14 protein-coding genes are annotated in these 12,606 nt (G+C 61.1%); 4 read left to right on the forward strand and 10 right to left on the reverse strand.

Features of this window, described 5'->3' with window-relative positions; translation table 11 throughout:
- Positions 1 to 85: 85 nt before the first annotated feature.
- Positions 86 to 412, forward strand: coding sequence for a DUF883 family protein (locus tag QR290_RS01560; RefSeq protein WP_007953918.1), 327 nt, complete (start codon positions 86 to 88; stop codon positions 410 to 412).
- On the opposite strand, the gene QR290_RS01565 is transcribed toward QR290_RS01560, so the two are convergent.
- Entirely contained in the window at positions 385 to 1,302 is a 918-nt protein-coding gene (locus QR290_RS01565; RefSeq protein WP_115079865.1) for a LysR family transcriptional regulator, read from the reverse strand. The genes QR290_RS01560 and QR290_RS01565 overlap by 28 nt on opposite strands.
- A gap of 112 nt (positions 1,303 to 1,414) precedes the next feature.
- Here QR290_RS01565 and trpB point away from each other — a divergent pair, with 112 nt between their 5' ends.
- From trpB to QR290_RS01580, 3 genes are all read left to right on the forward strand, one after another.
- Entirely contained in the window at positions 1,415 to 2,647 is a 1,233-nt protein-coding gene (gene trpB, locus QR290_RS01570) for a tryptophan synthase subunit beta (RefSeq protein ID WP_115079866.1), read from the forward strand.
- Positions 2,647 to 3,459, forward strand: a complete 813-nt coding sequence (gene trpA / locus QR290_RS01575; RefSeq protein WP_289204176.1) for a tryptophan synthase subunit alpha — start codon at positions 2,647 to 2,649, stop codon at positions 3,457 to 3,459. Before trpB ends, trpA begins: the two co-directional genes overlap by 1 nt.
- A 122-nt stretch (positions 3,460 to 3,581) precedes the next feature.
- The gene (locus tag QR290_RS01580; protein WP_064379331.1) at positions 3,582 to 4,025 is read left to right on the forward strand and encodes an anti-virulence regulator CigR family protein; all 444 of its coding nucleotides are present in this window, start codon (positions 3,582 to 3,584) and stop codon (positions 4,023 to 4,025) included.
- Positions 4,026 to 4,094: 69 nt separating this feature from the next.
- On the opposite strand, the gene QR290_RS01585 is transcribed toward QR290_RS01580, so the two are convergent.
- The 9 genes from QR290_RS01585 to QR290_RS01625 all read right to left on the reverse strand — a co-directional run bounded on the left by QR290_RS01585 (position 4,095) and on the right by QR290_RS01625 (position 12,603).
- A complete protein-coding gene (locus tag QR290_RS01585; protein WP_289204177.1) occupies positions 4,095 to 6,056 on the reverse strand; it encodes a DUF4105 domain-containing protein in 1,962 nt (653 codons plus the stop codon).
- The gene (locus QR290_RS01590) at positions 6,053 to 6,373 is read right to left on the reverse strand and encodes a DUF2388 domain-containing protein (RefSeq protein WP_007953910.1); all 321 of its coding nucleotides are present in this window, start codon (positions 6,371 to 6,373) and stop codon (positions 6,053 to 6,055) included. Before QR290_RS01590 ends, QR290_RS01585 begins: the two co-directional genes overlap by 4 nt.
- 27 nt (positions 6,374 to 6,400) lie before the next feature.
- Complete coding sequence (locus tag QR290_RS01595; RefSeq protein WP_289204178.1) at positions 6,401 to 6,709, reverse strand: DUF2388 domain-containing protein; 309 nt, start codon at positions 6,707 to 6,709, stop codon at positions 6,401 to 6,403.
- Positions 6,710 to 6,816: 107 nt separating this feature from the next.
- Positions 6,817 to 7,134: a DUF2388 domain-containing protein gene (locus tag QR290_RS01600; protein WP_289204179.1), complete on the reverse strand. Its 318-nt coding sequence runs from the start codon at positions 7,132 to 7,134 to the stop codon at positions 6,817 to 6,819.
- Positions 7,135 to 7,467: 333 nt separating this feature from the next.
- The gene (locus QR290_RS01605; protein ID WP_007911656.1) at positions 7,468 to 7,683 is read right to left on the reverse strand and encodes a DUF1127 domain-containing protein; all 216 of its coding nucleotides are present in this window, start codon (positions 7,681 to 7,683) and stop codon (positions 7,468 to 7,470) included.
- Between the two features lie 321 nt (positions 7,684 to 8,004).
- Positions 8,005 to 9,498 carry an acetyl-CoA hydrolase/transferase family protein gene (locus tag QR290_RS01610; RefSeq protein WP_289204180.1) on the reverse strand — a complete coding sequence of 498 codons (1,494 nt, stop codon included), beginning with the start codon at positions 9,496 to 9,498 and terminating at the stop codon, positions 8,005 to 8,007.
- Between the two features lie 214 nt (positions 9,499 to 9,712).
- Complete coding sequence (locus QR290_RS01615; protein WP_115079871.1) at positions 9,713 to 11,146, reverse strand: NAD(P)(+) transhydrogenase (Re/Si-specific) subunit beta; 1,434 nt, start codon at positions 11,144 to 11,146, stop codon at positions 9,713 to 9,715.
- Entirely contained in the window at positions 11,146 to 11,466 is a 321-nt protein-coding gene (locus tag QR290_RS01620; RefSeq protein ID WP_003220416.1) for an NAD(P) transhydrogenase subunit alpha, read from the reverse strand. The genes QR290_RS01615 and QR290_RS01620 overlap by 1 nt, the downstream gene beginning before the upstream one ends.
- Positions 11,467 to 11,481: 15 nt before the next feature.
- Positions 11,482 to 12,603, reverse strand: a complete 1,122-nt coding sequence (locus QR290_RS01625; protein WP_289204181.1) for a Re/Si-specific NAD(P)(+) transhydrogenase subunit alpha — start codon at positions 12,601 to 12,603, stop codon at positions 11,482 to 11,484.
- Positions 12,604 to 12,606 lie beyond the last annotated feature (3 nt).

Raw genomic sequence — 12,606 nt, forward strand, 5'->3', positions numbered from 1 at the left:
GGGAAGTTCAGATTTTCTGCACTTTCCAGAACCCGCGAAGTCCCAAACAACACACGCCACTCATCACCAATGCAGGAGAGCCACCATGGCCAACACCTCGTTACGCAAAGCCTCGTTGCAAAGCATGGAAGCGGAGATCGAGAGTCTGCTCAAGTCGTTGGAAAGCCTGAAGGACGACGCTTCGGACGAGTCGCGCAAGACCCTCAAGGCGCTCAAGGGCAATGCTGAAAGCGCGCTGAAACACTCGCGCAGCCTGCTCAGCGATGCCTACGAAGAAGTCAAAGTCAAAACCCGCGAGACCGGGATCGCCACCCGCGATTACGCGCAGGAACATCCGTGGACGACTGCCGGTGTGGCGGTCGGTGCGCTGGGTCTGCTGGCCGCTTACTTGCTGTTCAAGCGCGGCGAGTGATCCGCCTGGCGCAGCTCGTTCCTGAGCCACTGCGCCAATTGCCGGGCGCGCCCGTCTGCGGCGCGCTTGGGTAGCCACAACGCCAGTTGCGCCGGGGTTTCACTGAAACCCCACGGCGCAACCAGGCGCCCGGCCTTCAAGTCTTCGGTCACCAACGGTTCCGGCGCGATCGCCACGCCCAAACCGGCGACGGCCGCTTCCAGCAAGTAATACAAATGCTCGAAACCTTGCCCCAGCTTCAACGCCTTGGCGTCGAGGCCGCTTTGTTGCGCCCAGCTCGGCCAGGCTTGCGGGCGTGAAGTCGTGTGCAGCAAGGGTTCGTCGAGCAGGGCAATGGGTGGTGCCGATTGCAGGCGCTGGTAACCGCTGAACAGCGGGCTCATGACCGGGCCGATGCGCTCGCTCGCCAGCTCGTACACCTGCATGTCCGCTGGCCATGGCGGTTCGGCGAACAGCAGCAATGCATCCAACCCCGGGCGACGCGGGTCGAGATCGCCTTCTCCGGCCGAGAGGTGCAGACGTAAATCCGGCAGATCCGCATTCAAGCGTCCCAATCGCGGAATGAACCAGCGCGCTAGCAGGCTGCCGGAGCAACCAAGCACGAACGGCGCATCGGCGGTGTTTTGGGTCAGTTCGGCGCAGACGCTGCGCAAGCGGTCGAACGCCTCGCCGCTGGCATCGCGCAGGCGAATGCCGGCATCTGTGAGTTTCAGGCCACGACCGTCCTTGACGAAAAGACTGACGCCGAGATGCTCTTCCAGCACCTTGAGCTGGCGGCTGACCGCACCGTGAGTCACGTGCAGTTGCTCCGCAGCCTGGCTGACGCTGTTCAGGCGGGCGGTGGCTTCGAAGGCGCGCAGGGCGTTCAGCGGGGGAAGGTCATGGCTCATGATATCTGTGAGTTTTCCTGACAGGTTGTGGCGATCTTATCGGTTTTCAGCCTGGAAGGTCAGGGGTAGAGTGAACGCCATTGTCTTCTCGTGAAATCCGCTGGAGCGAACCATGACCCAGACTTCGAATACCTCCGATCTGCGTAACGGCCCTGACGCCAACGGCCTGTTTGGCTCGTTCGGCGGCCGTTACGTTGCCGAAACCCTGATGCCGTTGATCCTCGACCTGGCCCGCGAATACGAAGCGGCCAAGGAAGATCCGGCGTTCAAAGAAGAATTGGCCTACTTCCAGCGCGACTACGTCGGACGTCCGAGCCCGCTGTACTTCGCCGAGCGCCTGACCGAGTTCTGTGGTGGCGCCAAGATCTACCTCAAGCGCGAAGAGCTGAACCACACCGGCGCGCACAAGATCAACAACTGCATCGGCCAGATCCTGCTGGCGCGGCGCATGGGCAAGAAACGCATCATCGCCGAGACCGGCGCCGGCATGCACGGCGTGGCTACCGCCACCGTGGCTGCGCGTTTCGGTCTGGACTGCGTGATCTACATGGGCACCACCGACATCGAGCGTCAGCAGGCCAACGTGTTCCGCATGAAGCTGCTGGGCGCCGAGGTGATCCCGGTGGTCGCCGGCACCGGCACCCTGAAAGACGCGATGAACGAAGCGCTGCGTGACTGGGTGACCAACGTCGACAGCACGTTCTACCTGATCGGCACCGTGGCCGGCCCGCACCCTTACCCGGCAATGGTTCGCGACTTCCAGGCCGTGATCGGCAAGGAAACCCGCGATCAGCTGCAAGCTCAGGAAGGTCGTTTGCCGGACAGCCTGGTGGCGTGCATCGGTGGCGGTTCCAACGCCATGGGCCTGTTCCACCCGTTCCTTGATGACAAGAGCGTCGAGATCATCGGCGTCGAAGCCGCCGGTTACGGCATCGAGACCGGCAAACACGCGGCCAGCCTCAACGGCGGCGTACCGGGTGTGTTGCACGGCAACCGTACCTTCCTGCTGCAGGACGAAGATGGCCAGATCATCGACGCCCACTCGATTTCCGCCGGCCTCGACTATCCGGGCATCGGCCCTGAGCACGCGTGGCTGCATGACATTGGCCGCGTCCAGTACACCTCGGTGACCGACGACGAAGCCCTCGCTGCGTTCCACCAGTGCTGCCGTCTGGAAGGGATCATCCCGGCACTGGAAAGCGCCCACGCCCTGGCCGAAGTATTCAAACGCGCACCGAAACTGCCGAAGGATCACCTGATGGTGGTCAACCTTTCCGGTCGCGGCGACAAAGACATGCAGACCGTCATGCACCACATGGAAACCTCCAAGCAGGAGAAACACTGATGAGCCGCCTGCAAACCCGCTTTGCCGAACTCAAGCAACAGAACCGCGCCGCCCTGGTGACCTTCGTCACCGCTGGCGACCCGGACTACGACACTTCGCTGGCCATCCTCAAAGGTCTGCCGAAAGCTGGTGCCGACGTGATCGAATTGGGCATGCCGTTCACCGATCCGATGGCCGATGGCCCGGCGATTCAGCTGGCGAACATCCGTGCCCTGGGCGCCAAGCAGAACCTGATCAAAACCCTGCAAATGGTCCGCGAGTTCCGCAAGGAAAACAGCGACACGCCGCTGGTGCTGATGGGTTACTTCAACCCGATCCACAAGTTCGGCGTCGAGCGCTTCATCGCCGAAGCCAAAGAGGCCGGCGTCGATGGCCTGATCGTGGTCGACATGCCACCGGAGCACAACTCGGAGCTGTGCGACCCGGCCCAGGCAGCGGGCATCGACTTCATCCGCCTGACCACCCCGACCACCGATGATGCGCGTCTGCCGAAAGTGCTGAACGGCAGCTCCGGCTTCGTTTACTACGTGTCGGTCGCCGGCGTGACCGGTGCCGGTGCGGCGACGCTGGAACACGTCGAGGAAGCGGTGGCGCGTCTGCGTCGTCATACCGATCTGCCGATCAGCATCGGTTTTGGTATCCGCACGCCGGAGCAGGCCGCGTCCATCGCGCGTCTGGCCGACGGTGTGGTGGTGGGCTCGGCGCTGATCGATCACATTGCCAACGCGACCACGCCGGCTCAGGCCATCGACGGCGTGCTGAGCCTGTGCTCGGCGCTGTCCGAAGGCGTGCGTAAGGCTCGCGTCAGCTGAAGGTAAAGTTCCTGATACAGAGGAATTAGAGCCTCCACGCACAGACTAACCAAGCAAGACCGAGGGGTTCAGAACCACGTTCTGAATCCCTTTTTGCTGTCAGTGCAGTGAGGAAAGACCCGATGAAAATGCCGAAACGTCTGATTGCCAGTCTGGGCGTGCTGATGATCAGCGCGACACCCCTGTTGGCCAGCGCCGATCCGCGCGACGATCACGACCACGGCGGCCCGCAACAGGGCCACTACGACAATCGCGGTGGTGATCACCATGATTGGCAAAGCAACCATCGCGGCGGCCCGCCGCCTCGGGACTTCGGCCCGGTGCGTCAGGTGATCCGCGACAATCATGGCTACTTCGTGCGCGGTGCGCCGCCACCTCCCGGTATCCACTTGGTACGCGGCCGGCCGCTGCCCCACGGCTATTACGGTGAGCGGCTGGATAACCGGGCGTTGAGTCGCCTGCCGTATTACCCGGGTTATGAATGGCGTCGTGCTGGCGGTGACATCGTGCTGATCGCGGTGGGCACCGGAATTGTTTACGAAGTGCTGGACGGCGTTCTGTACTGATCCATCAGGCAATAAAAAAGACCGCAGCCTTTACCGGCTGCGGTCTTTTGTTTTCAGGGCTGTTTTTCTTCAGGGCAGTTCCAGTCCGCCCGAGGCTTTGTGCAGTTTGCGCAGGTGCTCGCCAATCTGTTTCACGTTGGCCTCGCTGGCCGCAATCTCGGCTGCTCGTTTAGGCTCCAGCAGCGCTCGCACTTCTTTATCGAGATCGCCGGTCAGAGCCAGCAACTGTTTCTGGCGCTGGCTGCTTTCCGCTTCAAGCCTGCTGAATTCGCTCGGTTGCGGCAGGCCATAACCTCGGGAATCGAGCAATTCTGCCGGCCGGCTGAGGAAGCCGCTGTTGGCGAGAATCTGCTGCAACGTCGCGTTGGCCTTGTCCATGCCACCGTTTTCCAGCTCTCGGGCGCCGAGGTAGCGTTGCTTGACCTCATCCTGAGCCAGCAACAGTTGGCGGCGGAAACTGGCTTGCTCCAGCAGCAACAACGCGGCGCTGGTGCGCAGGTCGGCCCGTTCGAACCAAGGGCGACGCTCTTCGGCGGACAGCGAAAGCCATTCCTCGACGGTTGTCTGCTTGATCGGCAATTGCTTCTTCAAGACATCGAACATCGCTTGATAACGGTCACGGAACGAGTCGAAGCGATAACCCAGGCGCAACGCCTCTTTCGGATCATCGAGCACGCTGGTATCGGCCAGGCCTCGTCCTTTGAGCACTTCCAGCAAACCGTTGGGCATGATGCTGTCGAGGCCGGTGAGCCGGGCGTTGTTGCTGCCGCTGCGCAGCAGTTTCAGGCCTTCGACCGCGCAGTTGTTGGAGAGGAAGAAGTAATTGCCGTCGTAGCTCCAGTGCATTTCGGCGGCGTGTTCGACTACGCCCTCGATTTCGCTGCGCGAGAGATTCAGCGGCACCGACGCCAGGCTGCGCAGTTCGGTCTTGGTGTATTCGTCGATCACCTGCGCCAGCGGCAGTACGAAAAGGCGCGACGGGTACTTGCCGACCAGCCCGTCCCAGCTCGACAGCTGTACGTCACCGACGAAGGCGCGGTATGACAGCACCAGATGCTGATCCAGATCCAGTCGGCAGTCCGGCCCGCGTGGCCGGCCCGGTGCGCAGATCACCAGACGCAACATGCTGTGACCCCAACGGCTGACCCAGTTCTGGTTGGCTTCGGCCAGCAGGTAATCCACCGCGTACACGCGTTCCGGATCGACCTGGCCCAGGGGCTGTTTGGCGAAGTCGTTGCCGGCATTGAGGAAAGCGAAGGTTTTGGCGCATTCATCCTTGGCCGGCGGTGCCCAGCCGAAGTGCTGCTGGTAATAGCGATACAGCGCCGGGCGGCGGCAGGCATAGCTCGGGTCGAGGAGGAAATACTCCATGTTGACCGCGACAAACTCCTTCGGGCTGGAGATTTCGTAGAGGTCGGGGCTGCGGGCGATCTGCCGGTTGTGCTGTTCACGTTCGCCACGACGGCCGACGTATTGCTGCCAGCCGGCGAGGTCGAGCAGGCGTGGATCATCGCTGAGGGTGAAGCGCCGACCGTTCTGTCCGCGGCATTCATCGGGAATGCCGATCAGCCCGGCGCTGTTGTTGCGCCGGGTGCAGCGCTGGATCAGCGTGCGTTCGGCCTCCGGCCACAAGCGCGCGCGATCGTATATGTGGGTGATTTCGTGCAGCACCGTGGCCAGCAGTTCCCGGCGAACGGTGCCGTGGGGGCGATTGGTTTTTTCCTTCGCCGCACTGCCGTCGGTGAGGCTGGCGAGCAGTTTGCGGTTCAGGTCCAGCTCGGAGACGAGCGTCGCCTGGCCGTAGGCGTTGCCGGGCATGTCGTCGGTCCAGCCGACATCGATGCGCCGGTCCAGGCGTTCGATGAAGCTCGGCGGCAATGCCTGCATGGCCTCATCGAGCAGTGCCTGGCTGGCCTGTTGTTGGGCGGGGCTCAGACCGTCAGTCTTTAGCCGCAATTGCAGGCCGGCGTGGGCGCTGTTGCCAAGCAGCAACAACGCCCCGGCCAGCAGCCAGGCGCCGAATGACTTCACAGTGCGAGGATGGCTTCGGCGAGTACCTGATCACTGGCGTCGCGAGCTTCCGGCACGCGGGTGCGCAAGGTATTGAAGGCAGCTTCCAGGTTGGCACCACGGATATCACCGTCGCTGGCCACGAAACTGGCAGCGTCGTCGTGGGCTTCGCGGATGATTTTCGAATCGCGAATCGACGTGGTGGTGTCGGAGGTGAAATCGATGGTGCGCTGGGAGGCGCGGACGATGATGTTACTGGTGGCTACCAGGGTGTGTGCCTGGGCCATATCGGCCAACAACAGCAGGCCAAGGGCGGCAGCAATCAGCGGGCTACGCATGGAACGACTCCGAAAAGACAGGGATGACTATTGGACGAGAATTGCCTGTGCCAGTTCAAGGTCGCTCACATGAAGTTTTGGCCGGCTCTTGCGCAGGTAATGCAGGGCGGATTCTAGCTGTGCGCCGCGCATCTGGCCGTCACTGGCAACGAACGCTGCGGCATCGTCGTGCGCGGAGATGATCAGTTTACGGTCGAATGGCGCGGAAGACACCATGCCGGTGGCCCAGACGCTGACCACGGTATTTTGTGTGGACACATCGAAGGCGTCAGCCAGAGGAACCCAGCAGGCGGTGATCAGTACAGGGGGGATAAGCAGATTTGTAAGAAAACGCATGGGACTCGGCAACTGTTGGCGAGTCCCAAGGCTAGCGCAATGCCCGGACTAGAGCCAGCGCCGAAACATCGGGACACGACCGGCGTGTCCCGCGATGCCTCTGTCGCTTAGATCGTCAGAATGGCCTGGGCCAACTGGGCGTCGGTCGCGTTCAGTTGCGGAGCCTGATGACGGATGTGATCCAGTGCGCTCTCCAGTTTCACGCCACGGATTTCGCCTTCGCTGGCCACGAAACTGGCAGCGTCGTCACGGGCGGCGAGCACGATCTTGTCGTCACGGAAGGACGAAGTGACGTCGGACGTGGCATCGGAAGAGGACTTGAGCGCGCCAACCACGGCATCGGTGGTAACGATGAAGCTGGTGGCGCTGACGTTGGCAGCTACGGCCAGCAGGGCGGCGGCGCTGAGCAGACGAAGACGGGACATGGAAAAACTCCTGTGGATAAACCGTATTGAGAGGTGGCTCGGTGTCTGAGGGTCAGACGCCAGTCGCACAGCATTCGCCACGTTCTGCATGGATCTTAGGCCTCCGTGGGGAATCCGCACAGTGGTCAGGATGCTGGCCTGAACACATTTTGCGTAACTGTACTTGTTATTAATATATTTCTAGAAAACTGTACCTGTCTGGTGTTTCGAGCTGGATATTCAGATTTTTCTGCCCTGAAACGACAAGACCCGTCGCGGTTTCCCGCGACGGGTCTTGTGTGTTCAATTCGGGTTGCTGGCGGTGGGTCTAGCGACCAGAGCCAGCGACGCTGCTTAGCGCCAGAACGGCTTGCTCAGCTCTTCGTAGCGTTGTGCTTCGCTAATCCCGGCGTCAGCCAGCAGACGCGAATCCAGACGAGCCAGTTGGTGGCGGCTGGAGATGCGGCGCTGCCACAGCATCAGGTTGGCGATAACGCGCAGAGGCAGGGAAGCCTGGGTGTTTACAGCTTTGTCTTCGAAGAACAGTTCGGAACTGAGTGTACGTTCCATGGTTGACATCCTTCCGCTTGTGGCGGGATTAGGTAGTGGTTTAACTGGTGCCCATGATCCTCTCGTTTGGCCAGACTCTCTAGATACAGTTCACTTGTATTGTGAGTGACCAGTTAACTGTTTATAGGGGGTGTACGGGTCAAAATTGTGCAAACTGTACCTGTCTGCGCCTATTTGGTGCATTTTTACCCAATTCGATGATTTGAGTAGGCAAAGGCTGTAGGAAAAGACCGGTACAGAAGTACAGTTTTTGACGATGGCGGTGGTTTTCAAAATCCCGCTGGCGAAACTGTGTTTGCGCCAGCGGAAAATCTGTGCGGATTACACCGCCAGCATGCGTCCGGTTTCTTCCAGATTGATGTGCCAGCTCAGGGCATCACGCAGGATGTGCGGAGTGTGGCCGCCAACGGCGCAGGCTTTGTCGAAGTACTCGTTAAGCGCCTGGCGGAAATCCGGGTGCACACAGTTATCGATGATGACCCGGGCGCGTTCCCGTGGCGCCAGGCCTCTCAGGTCGGCCAGGCCTATCTCGGTCACGAGGATGTCGACGTCATGCTCGGTATGGTCGACGTGGCTGACCATCGGCACCACGCTGGAAATCGCGCCACCCTTGGCGATCGACTTGGTGACGAACACCGCCAGGTGTGCGTTGCGCGCGAAGTCGCCCGAGCCGCCTATACCGTTCATCATCCGCGTGCCGCAGACGTGGGTGGAGTTGACGTTGCCATAGATGTCGAACTCAAGGGCCGTGTTGATGCCGATGATGCCCAGGCGCCGTACCACTTCCGGGTGGTTGGAGATCTCCTGCGGGCGCAGCACCAGCTTGTCCTTGTACTTCTCCAGGTTGCCGAACACGTCGCTGTTGCGCCGCTCCGACAGCGTGATCGAGCTGCCCGAGGCAAAGCTCAGCTTGCCCGCATCGATCAGGTCGAAGGTCGAGTCCTGCAGCACTTCGGAATACATGGTCAGTTCTTCGAACGGCGAATCGATCAGCCCGCACATCACCGCGTTGGCGATGTTGCCGATCCCGGCCTGCAACGGGCCGAGCTTGTTGGTCATGCGCCCGGCATCGACTTCCTGCTTGAGGAAGGTGATCAGATGATCGGCGATGGCTTTGGTGTCCACATCAGGCGAGGAAACGGTGGACGGCGAATCCGACTGCTGGGTGATGACGATGGCGACGATCTTCTCCGGCGGGATCGGGATCGCGGTGCTGCCGATGCGATCGTCGACCTTTACCAGCGGAATTGGCGTGCGGGTCGGGCGATAGGTCGGGATATAGATGTCATGCAGACCTTCGAGGTTGGCGTTGTGCGCCAGGTTGATCTCGACGATCACGTGTTTGGCGAAAATCGCGAAGCTCGCCGAGTTGCCCACCGAAGTGGTCGGCACGATGTGGCCCTGTTCGGTGATGGCCACGGCTTCGATCACGGCAATGTCCGGCAGCTTCAGTTGCTGATTGCGCAGTTGCTCGACGGTTTCCGACAGGTGCTGGTCAATGAACATCACTTCGCCGGCGTTGATCGCCTTGCGCAAGGTGCTGTCGACCTGGAACGGCATGCGCCGGGAAAGGACGCCGGCTTCGGTCAGTTGCTTGTCGAGGTCGTTACCCAGACTGGCACCGGTCATCAGGCTGATCTTCAACGGCGTGACCTTGGCTCGCTCGGCCAGCGCATGGGGCACGGCCTTAGCTTCGCCGGCGCGGGTGAAGCCGCTCATGCCGACGGTCATGCCGTCCTCAATCAGCGCAGCGGCGTCGGCGGCGCTCATCACTTTATCCAATAACGAAGGCAGGCGAATACGGTCACGGTACATGGATTATTTTCTCGGGCAGCGAGTAGCAGGATGCGCAGTCTAGTGAATTTCGCGAGCGCCTGTCCCGCTACCAAGGTCGCAAACGAGGCGTCTATTTAGCGGCTTTCAAGTAAAACACCGTTACCGGATCTGCAACAACGCGGCAAATTGTCCGACGTTTTGCGCAAACAAAAACGCCCCGACAAGTCGGGGCGTTCGGTGTTGCCGGCGAGGGTTACTCGACTGCTTTGACCATGTCTTCGATGACTTTTTTCGCGTCGCCGAACACCATCATGGTCTTGTCCAGGTAGAACAGTTCGTTGTCCAGACCGGCATAGCCGCTGGCCATCGAGCGCTTGTTGACGATGATGGTCTTGGCCTTGAACGCTTCGAGGATCGGCATGCCGGCAATCGGCGATTTCGGATCGTTCTTGGCGGCCGGGTTGACCACGTCGTTGGCGCCGAGCACCAGCACCACGTCGGCCTGACCGAACTCGGAGTTGATGTCTTCCATCTCGAACACCTGGTCGTACGGCACTTCAGCCTCGGCCAGCAGTACGTTCATGTGCCCAGGCATCCGACCGGCCACCGGGTGGATCGCGTACTTCACGGTCACGCCGTGGTGGGTCAGCTTCTCGGTCAGCTCTTTCAGCGCATGCTGTGCACGGGCCACCGCCAGACCGTAACCTGGAACGATGATCACGGTGTCGGCGTTGGTCAGCAGGAAGGTCGCGTCGTCAGCCGAACCGGATTTCACCGGACGGGCTTCCTTCTCACCGGCAGGACCGGCATCTGCTGTATTGCCGAAACCGCCGAGCAGTACATTAAAGAAGGAACGGTTCATCGCCTTGCACATGATGTACGAGAGGATCGCACCGCTCGAACCCACCAGCGAACCGGCAATAATCAGCATCGAGTTGTTCAGCGAGAAGCCGATACCCGCCGCTGCCCAGCCGGAATAGCTGTTGAGCATCGACACCACCACCGGCATGTCGGCGCCGCCGATCGGGATGATGATCAGCACGCCCATGACAAACGCCAGGGCCAGCATCAGTGCGAACGCGGCGAGGTTGCCGGTCAGCATGAAGGTGACGCCGAGGATCAGCGTCGCCAGACCCAGTACCGCGTTCAGCTTGTGCTGACCGCTGAACTGTACCGGTGCGCCCTGAAACAGACGGAACTTGTACTTGCCCGACAGCTTGCCGAAGGCGATCACCGAACCGGAGAAGGTGATTGCACCGATGGCTGCGCCGAGGAACAGCTCCAGACGGTTACCCGCCGGGATCGAGTCGCCCAGTTGCTTGACGATGCCCAGCGACTGCGGCTCGACCACGGCAGCAATGGCGATGAACACCGCTGCCAGGCCGATCATGCTGTGCATGAACGCAACCAGTTCCGGCATCTTGGTCATTTCAACGCGCTTGGCCATGATCGAACCGGCGGTGCCGCCGATCAGCAGGCCGACGATCACGTAGCCAATACCGGCGGTGGCCAGCTCAGCCCCGAGCTTATAGATAAGGCCGACGGTGGTGAGGATTGCCAGTGCCATGCCGAGCATGCCGAACAGGTTGCCGCGGCGCGATGTGGTCGGGTGCGACAGACCCTTGAGGGCCTGGATGAAGCAGATCGACGCGATCAGGTAGAGCGTCGTGACGAGGTTCATGCTCATTACTTAGGCGCCTCTTCTTTTGCTTTCGGGGCTTTCTTCTTGAACATCTCAAGCATGCGGCGGGTGACCAGGAAGCCACCGAACACGTTGACCGCGGCCAGTGCCACGGCGAGGGTGCCCATGGTCTTGCCCAGCGGGGTAACGGTCAGTGCGGCCGCGAGCATGGCACCGACGATCACGATCGCCGAAATGGCGTTGGTCACCGCCATCAAAGGCGTGTGCAGCGCGGGTGTAACGTTCCAGACCACGTGGTAACCGACATAAATCGCCAGCACGAAGATGATCAGGTTGTAGATACCGGGGGAGATAAGCTCTTCCATCGTCTGAATCCCTGCTTAGGCGTTTTTGCGGATGACTTGGCCGTCGCGGCACATCAGGCACGCGGCGACGATGTCGTCTTCGAGGTTCACTTCGAACTGGCCTTCTTTGGTGAAGACCAGCTTCAGGAAGTCCAGCAGGTTGCGTGCGTACAGCGCCGAGGCGTCTGCGGCGACTTCACCGGCGAGGTTGGTCGGGCCGACGATGGTCACGCCGTTCTCGATCACGACCTGATCGGCCACGGTCAGCGGGCAGTTGCCACCTTGGGCTGCAGCGAGGTCAATGACCACCGAGCCGGGTTTCATCTGCGCCACGGTGTCCGCGCTCAGCAATGTCGGAGCCTTGCGACCCGGAATCAGTGCGGTGGTGATGACAATATCAGCCTGCTTGGCGCGCTCGTGCACAGCCTGGGCCTGACGCTGCATCCAGCTCGCCGGCATCGGACGTGCGTAACCGCCGACGCCGACCGCGCATTCACGTTCTTCATCGGTCTCGTAAGGCACGTCGACGAACTTGGCGCCGAGGGATTCGATCTGTTCCTTCACGGCCGGACGTACGTCGGACGCTTCGATGACGGCACCCAGACGTTTCGCCGTGGCAATCGCCTGCAACCCGGCCACACCGGCCCCCAGAATCAGCACGCGCGCCGCTTTCACGGTGCCCGCAGCGGTCATCAGCATCGGCATGAAGCGCGGATAGTAGTGAGCGGCCAGCAGCACGGCCTTATAGCCGGCAATGTTCGCCTGGGATGACAGCACGTCGAGGCTCTGGGCCCGGGAGGTGCGTGGCGCCGCTTCCAGGGCGAAGGCGGTAATCCCGCACTCGGCCATCTTCGCGATGGTGTCGTTGTTGAACGGGTTGAGCATGCCCACCAGCACCGTACCGCGCTTGATCAGCGTCAGTTCGGCATCGCTTGGCGCGACCACTTTGAGAATCAGCTCGGCGCCAAACGCGTCATTGGCACTGCCAATGGTTGCGCCTGCCGCTTCATAGGCACTGTCGACAACACTGGCTTTTACGCCGGCGCCGGTTTGCACAGTGACCCTATGACCTTGGCTGATCAGCTTTTTAATGGTTTCCGGGGTTGCAGCAACCCGTGTTTCACCGGTCTGGGTTTCGAGAGGAACACCAATGTGCACGTC

It is taken from the genome of Pseudomonas fluorescens (genome assembly GCF_030344995.1).
GTDB lineage: Bacteria > Pseudomonadota > Gammaproteobacteria > Pseudomonadales > Pseudomonadaceae > Aquipseudomonas > Aquipseudomonas fluorescens_BF.